An 18541-nucleotide genomic window follows, 5' to 3' on the forward strand; every position below is an offset into this window, starting at 1 on the left:
CTACAGCGACGCCTCCTGAATCGTGCCGGTCGCGATTGCGCGCTCGATCAGGCCTTCGTTGCGCGCCTTGGCGATCGCATCCGCGACCAGCTTTTCCGGGTCCTCGATGTCCGCCTTCAGCGTGCCGATGAATCCGGACGCATCCAGAACCACCAGCGTCTTCGCCGACTCGGCGAGGCTGATGATCACACGATGCGGCGTCGGCCCTTCGCCGAGACTCGCGCACAGTTGCGTGAGCTTGCCGCCGATCATTTGCTCGAAGTTCTGAATCATCATCTGCTCCCTTGATTGGCGCGGATTGGAAATCCTGCTGTGTAGCAGGATGCGGGCCGCGCCGACTGCGCGCGCTCACGCTTTACAGCCCGCCGAGTCCGCCGCGCGGCGCGCGCGCGTTGTCGATGCTCAGACGCCCCGCGCCGGTAACGAACAGCAGCAAGAAACCGCCCGCGATTCCGATGTTCTTCCAGAAATGAATCACCATGTCGTGCTGCAAGACGGGGTCGGTGATATTCCAGAAGTCGTGGCCGAGCACCGCCGTCGCGACTGTATACGCCGCCATGACCAGCGCGAGCGGCCGTACCTTGAAGCCGACCACGAGCAGCAGGCCGCCGAGCACCTCGACCGCGGTTGCGATCGGCGCGGCGATCTGCACGAACGGCACGCCTTTCGAATGCAGGTAGCCGACGAAGCCCGCATAGCCCAGCAGTTTCATCACCCCGCTCCACAGGAACAGCACGGAAAGCGCAAGACGGGCGATGAAAATAATGCCGAAATCGACGGGACGCGACATGGGGGACTCCTGTAATGAATAAGCAGCAGACCCGAATGGACGGGCTCAGTTCCCCGCCTCGCCCCTGAGCATATGAGCATATGAGCAATGGCCGCGATTTCCAAGCCCGCTCAAGCTGACGGATACGTGGCGACCTCGATCAGGTTGCCGTCCGGGTCGCGGCAATACACCGAGGTCATCTTGCCGCGCGCGCCGTCGCGCTCCACCGGCCCCGCCTCGATAGCGACGCCTTGCGCGAGCCAGTGCGCCTTGACGTCGTCCGGGCTTGCGGTGGTCACGAAGCACAGGTCCGCCGTGCCCGGCACCGCCTCGCGCGACGTGAACCAGGCGACGGTATCGGCCGACGCGGGACGCAGATTGATCTTCTGATTACCGTAGTTCATCGCCACGCGCGTGCCGGTGCGCGACGCGAACTCGGTGCGTCGCATGCCGAGCATCCGCGCGTACCACGCCGCGCTCACTTCGACGTCGGCGACGTTCAGAACGAGATGATCGAGACTGGCTAGCTGGAAGCTCATGGGTTTGTCGTGATGAATCGAGAAAGGTGGTAGCGACTATACGCGTGGCGCGTCCGGCGCGAGCAACACGCCCTTCGTGAATACGAAGCAGCCGTAGCCGCGCTCCTCGCCCGTCGCGATCACACAGTATGCCTGGCGCGCCCGCTCGTAAAACGCGAACCGCTCGATCGACACGAAGGGCACCTCGCGCCCCTCGCCCGCGTTGACCTCGGCTTGCGCTTCGCGCTGCACCGCGGGAATCGTGTGCGGCTCGCCAACCACTTCCATGCGCGACGCGGGATGCTCGATAAAGGTGTCGAGCGGCAGCACCGACAACACCGCGCGGATCGCGCGCGGCGAACCGACGCCGTCGAGACGCAGCGGCTTGCCGAGCACGGTATCGCGCGCGACGGCGTCGGCCGGGAAGTTGGCGTCGCAGATCACGAGCTCGTCGCCGTGGCCCATCGAGCGCAGCGCGTGCAGGATATCGGCGTTCAGTAGCGGGTCCAGATTTTTCAGCACGGGGTCTCCAGGTCGTTCGGTTGGGAACATGCTGAGGGGGTGAGGTCGTGAGCTTTGCGCAAGACGATGCGTGTCACGCTTCATCCGCACGACGATCGATTGTAGCAAGCGCGCCGGACGTCTTGCGGCGCTGCGCGCGCACCGCATTGCCAGCGCAGCCATCCGACCAAAGCGAGCAACACGAGCCCCGCGCCGCCGAGCACCGGCTCGCGCCAACCGAGCAGTGCGATGAACATGAACGCCCGCGCGCCGCCGAGCAGCGCGAAACCGGCGATCGCACTCGATAACGCATCGAGCGCGGCCGCGACGCGCAGCAACGCGAGATGGACTTGTGCGGGCTTGGCAGCGGCGGGCTGATGCATGACCGTCTCCGTGAAAAACGCCTCAGGCGGCGCCGGGGGTTTCGTCGAGAAAACCGGTGACCGCTTGCAGACGCCCATGCGCGTCCACCACGCCGAAGTCCGAGCCCTTCACGATCGCCTCGCCCGCGGGGGTCGTCAGTGCCCACGAGAAGCGCAGGCGATTCGCGAAGCCGTCGACGTCGGTCGTACGGCGAAACGTGTGATGCGGAAAACGCTCATGCACCGCGCGGATCATGGCGTCGATGCCATCGTGGCCCGCGCCCGCCAGCAGCGGGTCGCGATAGTCGGCATCGGCGCTCCACGTTGCCGCGATCAACTCGCGACGACGCGCGCCATCGGTCTCGTTCCAGGTGTCGAAATAACGGTCGATCAAATCGGTATGCGCATTCATCTCAAACTCCTCGATTGACAGGACTGAGCACTTCGCGCGGCATACGCATCGCATGCGGCGGGCTCGGAATGAAGATTGACGGCTCGCGCGCATTGCGTCGATTACGTGAGAGGTAATCAAGCGGATGCAGCCTTCGCTGTCACGCAGCGCTTTTCACTGTTTTTCTCGCCAAATAGGTCATTCGGCCGAGTCGTCAAAAAACCTTCGCACCGCTAACCTCAAGTGACTCATCGAAGCCCGCCGACGACATCGCGAGGCGGGCAATGCAATGAACAGGAGGACCGCTTGGACCGCTTTATCGAGACGCTTTTCTCGCTTGCACGACCGTATCCCCGGAGATACAATCATCCGCAGATCGAAACACCGCGCGTGTACACGATCAACTGCACCGAAGAGTTCGACCGTTGGCTTCACGGCCTCACCGACCTCAAGGCGAAGGCGCAAATTCTCGTGCGGCTCCGCCGCGCGGAACGCGGGCTTTTCGGTGACGCGAAGTTGCTGGAAAACGGCGTGTTCGAGATGCGCATCGATTGCGGGCCGGGTTACCGGGTCTACTACGCGCGCGAGGAACGCATGATGTATCTGCTGCTCTGCGGGGGTAACAAGTCCACGCAGCAGGCGGATATCAGGCATGCCGGAGCAATGTGGACAACCATCAGAAAGGAACGGTCATGAGCAAGATCAAAACGGCACGCTTCGATGCATCGAAGTACCTCGACAACGACGAAATGGTCGCGGCCTATCTGAACGCCGCCCTCGACGAAGGCGACTCCGATCTGCTGCTCGCCGCCATCGCGGATATCGCCAAGGCACGCGGCATCACGAAGATCGCCGCGGCAACGGGCCTGGGCCGCGAAAGCCTCTACAAGACACTCGCGCCCGGCTCCAAGCCACGCATGGACACGGTCCTCAAACTGGCGAGTGCGATCGGCGTCAAATTCACCGCCGTGCCGTTGCGCCTGGCTGCCGCCTGAGCCGGGCACGCGTCTCGTTGACTGAAATTGGCGGGGCATTACCTCTCAGGTAATCGATTGCTTGCACGCTTTGACTATGATCGGTGGCATGAACACACTCTCTATTGCACAAGCGGCTCCATCATCCGCGCCGATCGGCACTCGGGCGGTCGGCGAACTTCTCCGCGAATGGCGGCAGCGGCGGCGCATGAGTCAGTTGCTGCTCGCCACGGAGGCTGACATTTCGACCCGCCATCTGAGTTTTGTCGAATCGGGGCGCGCGCTACCGAGCCGGGAAATGGTCATGCATCTCGCCGAGCGCCTCGACGTGCCGTTGCGCGCGCGCAATGCTCTGCTCGTCGCGGCCGGTTACGCGCCGCTGTTTCGCGAACGTCCCCTCTCCGACCCGCAGCTCGCCGCCGCACGCGAAGCCGTCGAACTGGTGCTCAAAGGACATGAGCCCTACCCGGCCCTCGCGATCGACCGGCACTGGACCATCGTCGCGACCAACAATGCGATTGCGCCGTTGTTGAGCGGCGCGAGTCCCGAACTGTTGAAGCCACCGGTCAACGCACTGCGCCTGAGTCTGCATCCGCAAGGCATTGCGGCGTCGATCGTCAACTGGCATGCGTGGCGCGAGCATGTGCTGGGCCGCCTGCAACGGCAGATCGACGTCAGCGGCGACGACACGCTGAGCGCACTACGCGACGAACTGGCCGGCTACCCCGCGCCGCCGGATGCAGACGCCTCGACGCTGGACGATGCAGTCCTCAACCAGATCGCCGTGCCATTGCGGCTGCGTACGCCGCTTGGCGTGCTGTCGTTTTTCAGCACCACCACGGTGTTCGGCACGCCCGTGGACGTTACGCTGTCGGAACTCGCCATCGAGGCGTTCTTTCCGGCGGATCAGCAAACCGCGTCGGCGCTGCGCGAATTTGCCGAACACCAGCGCGGCTAGCCGCTCGCGTACCTCCACTCCACTCACCACGAATAAGCGAGATGTCCGTCAACGCCGACACCCTGCTGATCCGCCAACTCGGACCCGCCGACCGGGACGCCTATTTCCAGCTTCGTCTGCGCGGGCTGAAGGCGCACCCCGCTTCGTTCGGACAAAGCCACGACGAAGCGCTGGCGAAAGGCGCCGGGCAGCATGACGCGACACTGCAGGGCTCGGAGACGGAAGGCACGTTTCTGCTTGGCGCGTATGCGTCGGCCGACGCTCCGCTGATCGGCGTCGTCGGTCTGCTGCGCAATAAAGCCCACAAGGAGCGGCACAAGGCGAACGTGGTCGGCATGTATGTCGCACAGGAAGCGGCTGGTCGTGGGGTCGGGCGCGCGCTGCTCGGCGAGTTGCTGACGCGCGCGGCGCGCGTCGTCGGTTTGCGACAGGTGCAGCTGACCGTGGGTAGCCGCAACGACGCGGCGCGCAGGCTGTATGAATCGCTCGGCTTTCGCAAATATGGGTGCGAAGTCGGCGCCTTGAACGTCGACGGGGTGTTCCATGACGAGGATCTGATGGCGCGATTCCTCGCATAGCGCCCCCGGGAATCATTGACAACGCCTCCTTGCGGCCATTCCCGGCGCCTCGTCAACGTTGTAATGTCGTCCTATTGCACCGACATCATGTCAGGCAGCCTGCACGGCACTGGCTTCTCGCAGCCTCCGTCCGCAACGTGATCGGTACGCGTCTGCGACCGCTGTTCGGTCTCGGGGTCGCACGCGTGCGCCAGACCGGCTGCCCATCCTCATCGAGCCGTTACAAATCCGGCCCTCGTTTGCGTAGTTTGTAACGGGGGACGCTTCATACGGTTACAGGCTCCATCCGCCCCTCACGCGCCACCCAGCGCGAGTATTTATTACCGTCCATTCCATCGCTTTCTGTTCCTTTCTAATCCAAAACAAATTTACCGATCGCCGCGCGGTGCGGACGCACGTCTCGGACAGTCGCGTAGGATGCCCATCCAGCAAGGGTTTTCATGGAATAGAGGCCAGTGTCGAAAGGCTATAAATTCACTTGGCATCATTCATTACAATGGCGTGAAAAACTTACCGAAAAATGATGTAGTTTTTTGAGATATTTTTTTGAGAAGGGATTGATTTCTGCTTTTAGCCTTCATACAATTCGTCCCGAGCTGTTACTAAATGTAACGTCTTGTATCAAATGTTCGCTGTCTGTAGCAAGTAGCAACATGTAGCCGGAGGCCACGTTGCCGGCGAGGCAGAAAAGACATAACGGCGCAAAGCCGACATAGTAATTCGGGGCTTCGGAAACAGACAAAATGGACCGTAGCAGCGAGACGCTGGATTCAATCCGCGAGATCAACTTGTCTTACATCATGCTCGCGCAACGCATGTTGCGCGAGGACAAACCGGTCGGAATGTTCCGGCTGGGACTATCGTCGGAACTGGCTGACTTGCTTGCCGGGCTGTCGCTCGCGCAAATCGTCAAGCTGGCCGCTTCCGACCAGCTTTTGTGCTTCTTCCGCTTCAACGACCACGCGATGCTGTCGGCGTTGACGCAAACGACGAAGCACACCGCAGTTGCACCGACCCACACGGCGATCCTGCTTGCAGGCCAGCCCGCCGAGCAATTTGCCTGATCGAGGTGACTGCAATGCTCAAGCGAAGCCTGACCGAAGATGCACAGGAAGTATTTCGCGCGATCGCACTGATCGAACTCGGCGCCCGCATGCAGGTGCTCGAGAGCGAGTTGACGCTGTCGCGCGACCGTATGATCCGCCTGTATCGCGAGGTCAAGGGCGTATCGCCGCCCAAGGGCATGCTGCCGTTCTCGGCGGACTGGTACATGACGTGGCTCGCGAACATTCACGCGTCGCTGTTCTACAACACGTACCTGTTCCTCAAGAACGAAGCGCGCTGCTCGCATCTGGATGCGCTGACCAAGGGCTATCGGCTGTATCTCGAACACTGTCAGCACAGCGAAACCGAGCCGGTGCTCGATCTGACGCGCGCGTGGACGCTCGTGCGTTTCTTCGACGCCGACATCCTGCAGTTGACCAGATGCTGCCGCTGTACCGGCAAGTTCGTCGCGCACAAGCACGACCTGCAGCACAACGTCGTGTGCGGCGCCTGCCAGCCGCCGTCGCGTGCCGGCAAGACGAAGAAGGCAGCAGCCGCGCGCCGGGAAGCGCTCGATGCGGCGCAGGTCGCGCAGGCCGCTTGACCGATCGATTCGCCGTCGCGAGACGCGCTCGACCCGATTCAAACCGAAGCTCACATGATTCCGCGCAGTGATTGAACTGCGCGGATTTTTTTCGCCTTCGCGCCGGGCAGACCGGCGTGCCGAATACCGGTCGTTCAGATCAACCGGCCAGCCCCACCGTCTGGGCAACGAGCCACAGATTCGCCGCACTGATCGCAACAAACAGCGTCCACACGAGCAGGCGCGTCGGCAGCGTGTTGGCGAATTCGCCTATCAGCGATCGGTCGCTAGTCATGCGGATCAGCGGATACAGCGCGAGCGCTCGCGTGATGAAGCGCCGCTGCCAGCACGGAATCTTCATTTTCAGGAAGCCTTCCATGATGACCTGCCCCGCCACCGTACCGGTGAACGTCGAGCTTTGTCCCGACGCGAGCAGCGTGATCGCGAACAGGAAGGCGGCGAAGCCGGTGCCGACGATCGGCGCTAGCAGCCGGTAGGCGTCCTCGATCTGCGTGACCTGGTCGTGGCCCGTCGCGTAAAACGCGGCGGCCGCGAGAATCAGGATCGCCATGTTGATCAGCGCCGCGATCACGAGCGATGCGATCGTGTCGATGCGTGACATGCCGATCGCCGAGCGGATGCTGGCCGGATCGCGCTTCACCGCGCGGGTCTGCACGATCGACGAGTGCAGATACAGGTTATGCGGCATCACCGTCGCGCCGAGAATGCCAAGCGTCGTTGATGAGGTCGATGAAGCGCTTGCCAACAGGCTTAGGAATTCAGCGCTTCGCCACCTGCTGCTGCGCTGAAACCGATGCGGCACCGGCCGCAGAGCCGGAAGCCGCAGCCAGCGAAGCCGCCGCGCCGCCGGAAGCACCAACCGGCACCGGCGCCGCCCCCACCGCCGTATCCCCCGCCCTCACATCGCCCCAACCGCCACCGAGCGCGCGAATCAGATTCACGGTCGCGACCGCCTGCGTGCCCGCCAGATGGCTCGCCTGCAATTGCGACTGCAGCACCTGCCGCTCGCCATCGATCACGTCGAGATAGCTGACCGCGCCCTCCGTGTACTGCGTGCTCGACAGATGCGCGGCGCGCTGCGACGCATCGACCGCGTCGTTCTGCTCGCGCATCTGATCGTCGAGCAAGCGCAGATCGGCAAGATTGTCCTCGACTTCACGGAACGCCACGAGCACCTGCTGGCGATATTGCGCGACGTCCTCGTCGTACTTCGAACGGGCCTGCGCGAGATTGGCCTTGCGGCGGCCGCCGTCGAAGATCGGCACCGTCAGCGCGGTACCCGCGAACGGACCGAGGATGAACGCGCGGCTCGACCACATGAACAGATCGCCGAGCGTCGCCGATTCAAAGCCGAACGCGCCCGTGATGTCGAGCTTCGGGAAGAACGCCGACTTCGCGAGCCCGACGCGCGCATTCGCTGCCTGCATCGCGCGTTCGGCTGCCGCGATGTCCGGCCTGCGTTCGAGCAGCGCCGACGGCAAACCCGGCGGCACGCGAACCGCCACCGGCGCGAGCGGTTGTTCCGCGAACGAGAAATCCGCGGGCGGCTTGCCGAGCAGAATCGCGAGGCTATGCTCCGAGGCCGCCCGTTGCCGCGCCACGCCGACCGCATCGGCACGCGCGCTCGCGAGCTCGTTACGCGAGCGCGACAGATCCAGCTCGCTGATATCGCCTTCCTTGAAGCGCCGCTCGACGAGCTTCAGCGTGTCCTCGCGCAACGCGACGGTGCGGCGATACAGATCCTGGTCGGTGTCGAGCTCGCGCAACTGGAAGTAGTTCTGCGCGACGTCGGCCTGCAACGACAGTTGCACCGAGCGAAACAGCGCTTCGCTCTGCTGCTCGTCCGAGCGCGACGCGTTCACGTTCGAGCTGACCCGCCCGAACAGATCCGCCTCATACGACGCGCCGACCTGCGCGCGCCAGATCGTGCCGGTCGTGCCGCCCGCGCTGTCCGGCAGGAATTGCGACGCCGCCGACGCACGCTCCCGGGTCGGGCCGAAGCCCGCGTCGAGCTTCGGGAACCAGTCGGACTTCGCCGCCTGCGTGACCGCGCGCGCCTGCTGCACGCGCGCGGCTGCGGCCTTCAGGTCCTGGTTCGCGGCGGCGGCCTGCTCTTCGAGCGCGTCGAGTTGCGGGTCGCCGAACACCTTCCACCATTCGCCACGCAGGGCGTCGTCGGCGGGCTGGGCCGGCTTCCACGTGCCGGTGTTTTGCGCCGGCGCGGCCGAACCAGCCGCCACGCTCGACGCCGCCGACGTCGCCATCGCCGGCGCTTCCTTGAACGCCGCCGGCGTATCGACGTCGGGCCGCTTGTACGTCGGCTCGACCGAACAAGCGGCCAGCAGCGCGATCAGCAAACCGCTCGCGGCCGCGCGGCCCCATCCGCGCAAAGATACAAAGCGAGATTCATAGCGTTTCATTGTTGTTTTCTCCTCAGGCGTCCGTAACGGGCGCGCCGTAGCGCGGCGCATCTTTCTGCGCGACGTGAATCGTCCCGCCCGCGAGCGAACGCAGCACCACATAGAACACCGGCGTCAGCATCAGGCCGAACAGCGTGACGCCGAGCATGCCGAAGAACACCGCGACGCCCATCGCGTGACGCATCTCCGAGCCCGCGCCGCTCGACAACACCAGCGGCACCACGCCCATGATGAAGGCGATCGACGTCATCAGAATCGGCCGCAGACGCAGACGGCTCGCTTCGATCGCGGCCTGCAGCGGACTGCGTCCGTCGTGTTCGAGCTCACGCGCAAACTCGACGATCAGGATCGCGTTCTTCGCGGACAAGCCCACCAGTACCATCAAACCGATCTGCGTGAAGATGTTGTTGTCGCCACCGGTGAGCCACACGCCGGTCAGCGCAGACAGCACGCTCATCGGCACGATCAGGATCACGGCCAGCGGCAGCGTCAGGCTTTCGTACAGCGCGGCGAGCACGAGGAACACCAGCAGCACGCTGATCGGGAACACCCACATGCCCGCGTTGCCGGCGAGGATCTGCTGATACGTGAGGTCGGTCCACTCGAGCTTCACGCCGCGCGGCAGCACCTCGGCGGCCACGCGTTCGGCCGCGGCCTGCGCCTGTCCCGACGAAAAGCCGGGCGCTGGGCCGCCGTTGATGTCGGCCGCCGTGTAGCCGTTGTAGCGCACCACCATCTCCGGTCCGTAGGTCGGCGTCACCGTGACGAGCGATGACAACGGCACCATCTCGCCCGCCGCGTTGCGCGTCTTCAGTTGCAGGATGTCGTCGGCGCGTTGACGGAACGGCGCATCCGCCTGCACGCGCACCTGATACACGCGACCGAAGCGGTTGAAGTCGTTCACGTACAGCGAGCCCAGATAGATCTGCATCGTGTCGAACACGTCCGTGACCGGCACGCCGAGCTGCTTCGCCTTCACGCGATCGAGATCGACGTTCAGCTGCGGCACGTTGATCTGATAGCTGGAAAAGGTCGGCCCAAGTTCGGGCGTTTGCGCCGCGCGCTTCACGAATGCTTCGGCAGCCTTGTTGAGTTCCGCGTAACCGAGCGCGCCGTGATCTTCGAGCTGCATCTTGAAGCCGCCGAGTGTGCCGAGCCCGAGCACCGGCGGCGGCGGGAACACCGCGACGAACGAGTCCTTGATCGCGCCGTACTGCTGGTTCAGCGCACCGGCAATCGCGCCTGCCGAGAGCTTCTTGTTGCCGCGCTCCTTGAACGGCTTCAGCGTGACGAACACGATGCCCGCGCTCGAACTATTCGTGAAGCCATTCACCGACAGACCAGGGAAGGCCACCGCGCTTTCGACGCCCGGCTGCTTCAGCGCGATCGCGCTCATATCGCGGATCACCTTCTCCGTGCGATCGAGCGACGCACCGTTCGGCAACTGCGCGAACGCGATCAGATACTCCTTGTCCTGCGCGGGCACGAAGCCGCCCGGCACGACCCGCGCCACCAATACGGTTGCACCGACGAGGATCGCGTACACCGCGAGCATCGCGCCCTTGCGGCTCAGCACGCCGGTCACGCCGCGGCCGTAGGCTTCCGAACCGCGATGAAAGACCTTGTTGAAACGCTTGAAGAAGCCGCCGAGCACACGGTTCATCACATGCGTCAGCCAGTCTTCCTTCTCGCCGTGGCTGCGCAGCAGCAGCGCGGACAACGCCGGCGACAGCGTCAGCGAATTGAACGCCGAGATCACCGTCGAGATCGCGATGGTCATCGCGAACTGCTTGTAGAACTGGCCCGTGAGACCCGTCATGAACGCGAGCGGCACGAACACGGCGACGAGCGTCAGCGCGATCGCGATGATCGGCCCACTCACTTCGCGCATCGCCTTGTAGGTCGCATCGCGCGCACTGAGCCCGCTTTCGATGTTGCGCTCGACGTTCTCCACCACGACGATCGCATCGTCGACCACGATACCGATCGCGAGCACCATGCCGAACAGCGACAACGCGTTGATCGAGAAGCCGAACGCAAGCAGCAGCGAGAACGTGCCGACGATCGACACCGGCACCGCGATCAACGGAATGATCGACGCGCGCCACGTCTGCAGGAACACGATCACGACGATCACGACCAGCGCGATCGCTTCGAGCAGCGTATGGATCACCGCCTCGATACTCGAACGCACGAACTGCGTCGGGTCGTAGACGATCCGGTATTCGACGCCGGCCGGCATGTCTTCGGCGAGTTCCTTCATCGCCGCGCGCACCTGCTCTGAAATCGCGAGCGAGTTCGCACCCGGCGCCTGATTGATCGCGAGCGCAACCGCGGGCTTATTGTCGAGCAGCGAACGCAGGCCATATTCCGACGCCGCGAGCTCGATCCGGGCAATATCGCGCAGATAGGTCACGCCGCCGTCGGGCGTGGTCTTCACGATGATGTCGCCGAATTCGCCCTCGGTCTTCAAACGGCCGCGCGCATTCACCGACAACTGCAACTGCGTGCCCGGCACCGACGGCGACGCACCGATCACACCGGCCGCGACCTGGATGTTCTGCTCGCGGATCGCGTTGACGACTTCGGTCGCCGTGAGACCGCGCTGCGCGACTTTCTGCGGATCGAGCCAGATACGCATTGCGTAATCGCCCGAGCCCCACAGTTGCACTTCGCCGACGCCCTGAATCCGCGCGAGCCGATCCTTCACGTTGAGCAGCGCGTAATTGCGCAGATACGTCATGTCGTAGCGATCGTTCGGCGAGATCAGGTGCACGACCATCGTCAGCGTCGGCGAACTCTTGATCGTCGTCACGCCGAGCCGCTGCACGTCTTCCGGCAGACGCGGCAGCGCCTGATTGACGCGGTTCTGCACGAGCTGCGTCGCGAGGTCGGGATTGGTGCCGAGCTTGAACGTGACGGTCAGCGTCAGATTGCCGTCGCTATTGGCCTGCGACTGCATGTACAACATGTTCTCGACACCATTGATCTGCTCTTCGAGCGGCGCGGCGACCGCTTCGGCGATCACCTTCGGATTCGCGCCCGGATACTGCGCGTGCACCACCACCGAAGGCGGCACCACTTCCGGATACTCGGAAATGGGCAGCTTGAACAGCGAGATGATGCCCCCGAGCAGGATCAATACCGATAGCACGCCTGCGAAGATCGGGCGATCGATGAAGAATTTGGATATGTTCATTGGAAGCTCTTAACGTTGGAGCATGCGCGTTGGAGCATGCGGCTCACGAATTGCCTTTCGCGCCGGCCTCGGCCTTGGCACGCGACTGCGCGAGCGCTGCGCTGTTCGGGTCGTCGTCGGTCGTCATCGGCACCATGTGCGCGCGCACCATGTCGCCTGGACGCACGCGCTGAACGCCGTTGACGACGATCCGATCGCCCGGCTTCAGGCCGTCCTTGACGACGCGCAGATTGCCTTGCATCGAACCCGTCGTGATCCCGCGATAAACGACGTGATTGCCCTGATCGACGACCAGCACGAACTTCTTGTCCTGGTCGGTGCCGACCGCGGCATCGTCGATCAACAGCGCCGGATGCGGTGCGCTGCCCCCAACCTTGATGCGCGCGTAGAGGCCCGGAATCAGCGCGCCGTCCGCGTTGTCGAACTTCGCGCGCACGCGGATCGTGCCCGACGACGTGTCGAGCCGGTTGTCGACCGACTCGATCGTGCCGCTGCGCGAGTAGCCGGATTCATCGGCGAGACCGAGTTCGACCGGCACCTTGCTGCCGTCCTTCGCGCGGCTCAGGTATTGCAGGTAGGTCTGCTCGTCCGCGTCGAACGACGCGTAGATCGGCGACACCGACACGAGCGTCGTCAGCGGCACCGAACTGGCGCCCGCCGCCACCACGTTACCGACCGTGATCTCCGCGCGCGACACGCGGCCCGACACCGGCGCGACGATCTTCGTGTAGCCGAGATTGATGCGCGCGGTTTCCAGCGCGGCTTGTGCGGCCTTCAGGTTCGCGCTCGCCTCGCGCGCGGCGTTCTGCTTCTCGTCGTAGTCGCGTTTGGCGATCGCGTTGTCGACGATCAGCCGTTGCGCGCGTTCCCAGTCGCTTTGCGTGTAGCCGGTGCGCGCCTGCGCGGCCGCGAGCTGCGCTTGCGCGCGATCGACTTCGGCCGCGTACGGACGCGGATCGATCACGAACAGCGTGTCGCCCTGCTTCACGAGCGCGCCGTCCTTGAAGTTGACTGACACGATCGTGCCCGGCACCTGCGAACGCACGTCCACTTTCTGCACGGCTTCGAGACGCCCCGAATAGGACTGCCAGTCGGTGATCGTCTTCTGCACGACGGTCGCCACGTCTACTTCCGGCACGATGGTGGGTGCGGCCGGCGAGCTCGCATCGACACGAATCGCGCCGAACGTGCCAAGCCCGGCAAGGACGACGACGACCACGGCGGCTAACGCCACGCGGCGGCGGGAAAGAGGAAGGATAGTCATGTGTAGCTCCCGGTATCGTTGATTGAATTTCTGTTTATCGATGAGCGCGCGCGTCGAAGCGCCACTGGAAAAAGCGCACCGCTTCCTGCAAAGCGGGCGGATGATCGGCGAGCGCCGCGTGCGACACGCTCGGAAAGCGCACCACCTGGGTCTGCACGCCCGCGTCGATCAGATTGCTTGCATACTTCTCGGCCTCGACGTGCAGCACGTCGTTCTGCGCGGTCGCGATCAGCGTGGCCGGCAAGCCGGCGAGCCGCGACGATTCGAGCGGCGCCGCATACGGATGCATGCGCTGAGACGCTTGCGGCAGATACGCGCGATAACACGCGGCGCACTCGCGCGCGGTGATGTCCGAGCCGAGCCGCTGCTCGTCGCCGAGCCGCGTCAGGCTCGGATCCAGCATCGGGCCGAACAGCGCCTGCGCGCTGATCGGCACGTCGCCACGATCGCGCGCGATGAACGCGAGACAATTGGCGAGTTGGCCGCCCGCGTCATGGCCCGCCACGCCGATCTTTCTGCTATTGCCACCAAACGCCCGCGCCCGCGTCTGCACCCACAGCGCCGCGCGATGCGCGTCTTCCGGCGCGGCTGGAAACGGAAACCGCGGCGCGAGCGAATAACCGACCGACACCACGAGCGCCGGTAAGTGTTCTGCGAAATACCGCGCGGCGAAGTCCGCGCACTCGATCGAACCCTTCGTAAAACCGCCGCCGTGAAAATAAAGCAGCACCGGCAACGCGGTTTTTTTCGTCAGCCGATACAGGCGCAACGTAATGGGTTGAGCGTACCCATCGATATCCACGTCGGTGACTTCAAGCGTTGCGTCATTGGCCTCAGCGCCAGTGTCTTCGGCGGAAACGCCGGTGGAAAAAGGCGGGTACGGCGATTTGAATGCATCCATGTCGAGCCGCGCAAATGCGCATAGAACTTCAATGGTGCGAATTGTGGGTTCGGCAGACTCGCAAATAAATGCCTATAATCCGGCAACACAATTCGGTGCCTTTGAACAATCCCGTTGTGATTGTTTTCGCGGACTCCATTCCCGCCTGTGCACCAGCCCCTTCTGGAGGTTTGCAATGGACCGGCTTCAGGCCATGCAAGTGTTCACGCGCGTCGTCGACACCAACAGCTTTACCCGCGCAGCGGAAACGCTCGACCTGCCGCGCGCATCGGTTACTACGATTATTCAGAACCTCGAAGCGTTTCTCGGCACGCGGCTGATGCACCGGACCACCCGCCGTCTGTCGCTGACGCCCGATGGCGCCGCGTACTACGAGCGCTGCGTGCGCATCCTTGCGGACGTCGAAGAGACCGAGGCGAGTTTCCAGAGCGGCAACAAGAAGCCGCACGGCAAGCTACGCATCGACATGCCGGGCTCGATTGGCCGTCTGCTCGTCATTCCGTCGCTGTGCGAATTCCACACGCGCTATCCGGACATCGATCTGCAACTGGGCCTGACCGACCGGCCCGTCGATCTGCTGCAAGAAGGTGTCGATTGCGTGGTGCGTGTCGGCGCGTTGCAGGATTCGTCGCTGGTCGCGCGCCGCATCGGTCTGTTCGAGGGCGTGACCTGCGCGTCGCCCGACTACATCAAGCGCGCGGGCGTGCCCGCTTCGCTCGAAGATCTCGACAATCACAAAGCCGTCAACTACTTCTCGAGCCGCACGGGACGCACGCTCGACTGGGCGTTCCTGGTGAACGGCAACGAAGTGGAAGTGAAGATGAAAAGCATCGTGTCGGTCAACGACGCGGATGCCTACGTGACCTGCGGACTCGAAGGCTTCGGCCTGATTCAGCCGGCGCGCTTCATGGTGCTGCCGCATCTGGGCTCGGGTCAGCTCGTCGAAGTACTGCCGGACTTGAAACCCTTGCCGATGCCGATTTCGGCAGTCTATCCGCACAGTCGTCATCTGTCGCCGAAAGTCCGCGTTTTCGTAGACTGGATCGCGGAGCTGTTCGATCGTTGCCCATTGCTGAGCGGACGCGGCACTCTCGACGCCACCTGCACGAAGCGCACATTCGAGCAGCGCGAGTCCGCGCCGGCGCTCGACACGCCGGTGATGACCGAATGGGTCGCATGAAGTACGGGAAGTGAAACAGTGAATTCCAGCCGCGGCGCCAATGCCGCGGCAACCGTGCAATCGCACGGCCCCGGTGAAGCCTCGCTCGCGATTGTTCCTGAATCGCGACAATTCATTTCGCAAAACCGCGATTTATCCACACCGCGTCGACGTCTACATTTCACCCTGTCGCAGCGCCATCGCGCTGCCAATGAATCGACAGGAGTGAATCATGAAACGCAATCTGTTGGCGGGCCTCGCTCTGTCGCTGCTCGTCAGCGTTCCGGCATTTGCGCAAGGCGGCGGCGGTATCGGCCGCGCGGGAACGTATGACACGCAACCGGCGCCGGCCGCGAGCACGAAGACACGCGCCGAGGTCAAGGCCGAACTGGTCGCAGCGTATCGCGACGGCTCGCTGCCCTCACTGAATCGCACCTCGTATCCGGACAAAGGCCTGATCGGCCAGACGCAAGCCGCGCGCATCGCGTTGCAGGAAGGAACGAACGGCGAAGTGACGCGCATTGCGAAGGGCCAGTAACGAGTTAGAAGTAGTTGATTCAGAACCCGGCGCGCTTGCGGCGCAAAACTGCGCGCCTCTTCATCAAGGAGCACATCATGACACCATCGGAACTCGACAACTGGAATACCGACACGCCCGTGTGGACACCGTATCGCCCGGTACGGAATTGAGCGTTGGTTCACGGCACTCGCCGTCATGCGCCCGCGAAGTGGCTTCGCGGGCGCATTCGCATTGAAGCGATCGAAAGCGGTGCGGCCCGTGACGACTCGCTTGCCGTCGTTTCCCTATAATCGAACTTCCTTCCCTCGCAGCGGGTTTGTGCGCTTCACTATAGGAGCAACACGATGGATTATGTGAAACTCGGCCGCACCGGCCTCGATGTATCGCGTCTCTGTCTCGGCTGTATGAGTTATGGCGTACCCTCGCGCGGCACGCACCCCTGGTCGCTCGACGACGAAGCCGCGCGGCCTTTCATCAAGCAGGCGCTCGATCACGGCATCAACTTCTTCGACACGGCCAACGTCTATTCGGACGGCACCAGCGAGGAAATCGTCGGCCGTGCGCTGAAGGACTTTGCGAAGCGCGATGAGATCGTGCTCGCCACCAAGGTCAATAGCCGCATGCATCCGGGCCCGAACGGCGCGGGGCTGTCGCGCAAGGCGATCATGGCGGAGATCGATAACAGCCTGCGGCGGCTCGGTACCGACTATGTCGACCTGTATCAGATCCATCGCTGGGACTACGGCACGCCAATCGAAGAAACGATGGAAGCGCTGCACGATGTCGTGAAAGCCGGCAAGGCGCGCTATCTCGGCGCGTCGTCGATGTACGCATGGCAGTTTGCCAAGGCGCTGCAGGTGGCCGAGCGCAATGGCTGGACGCGCTTCGTGACGATGCAGAACTACGTGAATCTGCTGTACCGCGAGGAAGAGCGCGAAATGCTGCCGCTGTGCGAAAGCGAAGGCATCGGCGTGATTCCGTGGAGTCCGCTTGCCCGCGGACGCTTGACGCGCGACTGGGACACCGAAAGCGCGCGCTCGGAAACCGATGAATTCGGCCGCACGCTGTACGCGCACACGCAGGAAGCAGATCGGCGTATCGTCGAGCGGGTCAGCGAGATCGCGAAAGAGCGCGGCGTGCCGCGCGCGCAGGTTGCGCTAGCGTGGGTGCTGCAGAAGAAGCCGATTACCGCGCCGATTGTCGGTGCTACCAAACTGCATCATCTCGACGATGCGGTTGCGGCGCTCTCGTTGAAGCTCAGTGACGACGAAGTTCGCCGGCTCGAAGAACTGTATGTGCCGCATGCGGTGGCGGGGTTCAAATAAACGCTGTGAAGCGCACTGGCATCCAGCCGGGACGGGCGGAATGACCCGCGATCGCAGCGCACGTCGCTTCGCCTCCGCTCGCCTCCTCTCGTCCGCGGGGTTCATGGACCCGATTCATGCCCGAGTGGAGAAGTCTTCTTTAATTGCGCGGCACATCCGGTTCGAAGAACACCCAGCGCACCTGAGGAAACGTGGCCTGCAGATCGGCCTCGATGACGTTGATCGCATCGACCATCGCGCGGCCGCTCGCGTAGTCGATCATTTCCGCCTGCACCGCCACCACCACGTGACGCCCCCACTGCAGCGTGATCAGGTTGATGATGCCGCGAATCTCGGGACGCGCGCGCAGATGCGCGTCGATGGCGCTGCGCACTTCCGGGCTCGCCGATTCGCCGACGAGCATCGACTTCACTTCCCGCGCGACGAGCAACGCGATCGTCATCAGCAGAAAACCGATCCCCACCGAGCCGAGCGCGTCATACACGGGGCTGCCAGTCACCATCGTCGATAGCACCGCGACGAAGGCGATCGCGAGACCGAATAGCGCGGCGATATCTTCGCCGGCCACGACCAGCAGATCCGATTCGCGCGTCTCGCGAAACCAGTGCCACAGATTTTTATCCGGATGCGTCTTGCGGATCTCCTTGACCGCGCCCCACAACGATAGCGATTCGAGCACCACCGACACACCGAGCACCGCCAACGCGACGAACGCATATTGCAACGGCTCGCGCGCAATCAGTCGATGCACGCCCTCATACACCGAAAACGCACCGCCGACGAAAAACAGCAGCAACGCAACCAGCAGCGAATAGAAGTTGATTTCGCGGCCGCTGCCCATCGGATGCAAAGGGCTCACCGGCTTGCGCGCTTCGCGCAGTCCGAATAGCAGCAGCAGTTGATTGCCGCAGTCGGCGGTGGAGTGAATCGCTTCGGCGAACATCGATCCGGAGCCGGTGAACGCCGCCGCGGCGAACTTGCAGACGGCGATGCCGAGGTTGGCGGCGAGTGCGTAGAAAATGGCTTTCGGCGATTCTTCTTTCATCTGCTGGCG

General features: G+C 63.5%; 21 protein-coding genes. 9 read left to right on the top strand and 12 right to left on the bottom strand.

The genetic code is table 11. From position 1 onward, the window contains the following. From OKW29_RS14620 to OKW29_RS14645, 6 genes are all read right to left on the bottom strand, one after another. Positions 1 to 273 carry a hypothetical protein gene (locus tag OKW29_RS14620; protein WP_184025334.1) on the bottom strand — a complete coding sequence of 91 codons (273 nt, stop codon included), beginning with the start codon at positions 271 to 273 and terminating at the stop codon, positions 1 to 3. Between the two features lie 82 nt (positions 274 to 355). Beyond that, positions 356 to 790 carry a DoxX family protein gene (locus OKW29_RS14625; RefSeq protein WP_429291555.1) on the bottom strand — a complete coding sequence of 145 codons (435 nt, stop codon included), beginning with the start codon at positions 788 to 790 and terminating at the stop codon, positions 356 to 358. A gap of 110 nt (positions 791 to 900) precedes the next feature. After that, entirely contained in the window at positions 901 to 1308 is a 408-nt protein-coding gene (locus tag OKW29_RS14630) for a VOC family protein (protein ID WP_090806942.1), read from the bottom strand. 36 nt (positions 1309 to 1344) lie between these two features. Further along, positions 1345 to 1809: an RbsD/FucU family protein gene (locus OKW29_RS14635; RefSeq protein ID WP_429291556.1), complete on the bottom strand. Its 465-nt coding sequence runs from the start codon at positions 1807 to 1809 to the stop codon at positions 1345 to 1347. 80 nt (positions 1810 to 1889) lie between these two features. After that, positions 1890 to 2171 (bottom strand): hypothetical protein, encoded by a 282-nt coding sequence (locus tag OKW29_RS14640; RefSeq protein ID WP_429291557.1) that lies wholly within the window; start codon positions 2169 to 2171, stop codon positions 1890 to 1892. A 22-nt stretch (positions 2172 to 2193) separates the two neighbouring features. Next, positions 2194 to 2562 (bottom strand): nuclear transport factor 2 family protein, encoded by a 369-nt coding sequence (locus OKW29_RS14645; RefSeq protein WP_176379337.1) that lies wholly within the window; start codon positions 2560 to 2562, stop codon positions 2194 to 2196. 285 nt (positions 2563 to 2847) lie between these two features. On the opposite strand from OKW29_RS14645, the gene OKW29_RS14650 reads away from it, so the two are divergent. The 6 genes from OKW29_RS14650 (at position 2848) to flhC (ending at position 6699) form a co-directional block, all read left to right on the top strand. Beyond that, positions 2848 to 3237, top strand: a complete 390-nt coding sequence (locus OKW29_RS14650; RefSeq protein ID WP_221307591.1) for a type II toxin-antitoxin system RelE/ParE family toxin — start codon at positions 2848 to 2850, stop codon at positions 3235 to 3237. Then, a complete protein-coding gene (locus OKW29_RS14655) occupies positions 3234 to 3536 on the top strand; it encodes an addiction module antidote protein (protein ID WP_429291558.1) in 303 nt (100 codons plus the stop codon). The genes OKW29_RS14650 and OKW29_RS14655 overlap by 4 nt, the downstream gene beginning before the upstream one ends. An 88-nt stretch (positions 3537 to 3624) precedes the next feature. Beyond that, a complete protein-coding gene (locus OKW29_RS14660; protein WP_187626409.1) occupies positions 3625 to 4473 on the top strand; it encodes a helix-turn-helix domain-containing protein in 849 nt (282 codons plus the stop codon). Between the two features lie 41 nt (positions 4474 to 4514). Then, a complete protein-coding gene (locus OKW29_RS14665) occupies positions 4515 to 5051 on the top strand; it encodes a GNAT family N-acetyltransferase (protein ID WP_429291559.1) in 537 nt (178 codons plus the stop codon). A gap of 743 nt (positions 5052 to 5794) precedes the next feature. After that, entirely contained in the window at positions 5795 to 6115 is a 321-nt protein-coding gene (flhD, locus tag OKW29_RS14670; protein ID WP_184007179.1) for a flagellar transcriptional regulator FlhD, read from the top strand. Positions 6116 to 6129: 14 nt separating this feature from the next. Beyond that, positions 6130 to 6699 (top strand): flagellar transcriptional regulator FlhC, encoded by a 570-nt coding sequence (gene flhC, locus OKW29_RS14675; RefSeq protein ID WP_018423439.1) that lies wholly within the window; start codon positions 6130 to 6132, stop codon positions 6697 to 6699. A 139-nt stretch (positions 6700 to 6838) separates the two neighbouring features. Here the strand turns inward: flhC and OKW29_RS14680 are convergent, their stop codons facing one another. The 5 genes from OKW29_RS14680 to OKW29_RS14700 are packed head-to-tail and all read right to left on the bottom strand — an operon-like array spanning position 6839 to position 14483. After that, positions 6839 to 7555 (bottom strand): Nramp family divalent metal transporter, encoded by a 717-nt coding sequence (locus tag OKW29_RS14680; protein ID WP_311539297.1) that lies wholly within the window; start codon positions 7553 to 7555, stop codon positions 6839 to 6841. Continuing rightward, positions 7458 to 9119, bottom strand: coding sequence for an efflux transporter outer membrane subunit (locus OKW29_RS14685; RefSeq protein ID WP_429291560.1), 1662 nt, complete (start codon positions 9117 to 9119; stop codon positions 7458 to 7460). The genes OKW29_RS14680 and OKW29_RS14685 overlap by 98 nt, the downstream gene beginning before the upstream one ends. A 13-nt stretch (positions 9120 to 9132) precedes the next feature. After that, positions 9133 to 12318 carry an efflux RND transporter permease subunit gene (locus tag OKW29_RS14690; RefSeq protein ID WP_429291561.1) on the bottom strand — a complete coding sequence of 1062 codons (3186 nt, stop codon included), beginning with the start codon at positions 12316 to 12318 and terminating at the stop codon, positions 9133 to 9135. A gap of 43 nt (positions 12319 to 12361) precedes the next feature. After that, on the bottom strand, positions 12362 to 13582 hold the full coding sequence (locus OKW29_RS14695) for an efflux RND transporter periplasmic adaptor subunit (protein ID WP_429291562.1): 1221 nt from the start codon (positions 13580 to 13582) through the stop codon (positions 12362 to 12364). 34 nt (positions 13583 to 13616) lie between these two features. Further along, a complete protein-coding gene (locus OKW29_RS14700) occupies positions 13617 to 14483 on the bottom strand; it encodes an alpha/beta hydrolase (protein WP_184025307.1) in 867 nt (288 codons plus the stop codon). Between the two features lie 175 nt (positions 14484 to 14658). Between OKW29_RS14700 and OKW29_RS14705 the strand changes: the two genes are divergently transcribed. The 3 genes from OKW29_RS14705 (at position 14659) to OKW29_RS14715 (ending at position 17487) form a co-directional block, all read left to right on the top strand. Next, the gene (locus OKW29_RS14705) at positions 14659 to 15663 is read left to right on the top strand and encodes a LysR family transcriptional regulator (protein WP_018423444.1); all 1005 of its coding nucleotides are present in this window, start codon (positions 14659 to 14661) and stop codon (positions 15661 to 15663) included. A gap of 211 nt (positions 15664 to 15874) precedes the next feature. Further along, entirely contained in the window at positions 15875 to 16180 is a 306-nt protein-coding gene (locus OKW29_RS14710) for a DUF4148 domain-containing protein (RefSeq protein WP_429291563.1), read from the top strand. Positions 16181 to 16506: 326 nt separating this feature from the next. Beyond that, on the top strand, positions 16507 to 17487 hold the full coding sequence (locus OKW29_RS14715; protein WP_018423448.1) for an aldo/keto reductase: 981 nt from the start codon (positions 16507 to 16509) through the stop codon (positions 17485 to 17487). Between the two features lie 139 nt (positions 17488 to 17626). Here the strand turns inward: OKW29_RS14715 and OKW29_RS14720 are convergent, their stop codons facing one another. Next, on the bottom strand, positions 17627 to 18532 hold the full coding sequence (locus OKW29_RS14720; protein ID WP_429291564.1) for a cation diffusion facilitator family transporter: 906 nt from the start codon (positions 18530 to 18532) through the stop codon (positions 17627 to 17629). Positions 18533 to 18541: the final 9 nt, after the last annotated feature.

The organism is Paraburkholderia sp. CI3, from assembly GCF_050436505.1.
GTDB classification, from domain to species: domain Bacteria; phylum Pseudomonadota; class Gammaproteobacteria; order Burkholderiales; family Burkholderiaceae; genus Paraburkholderia; species Paraburkholderia tuberum.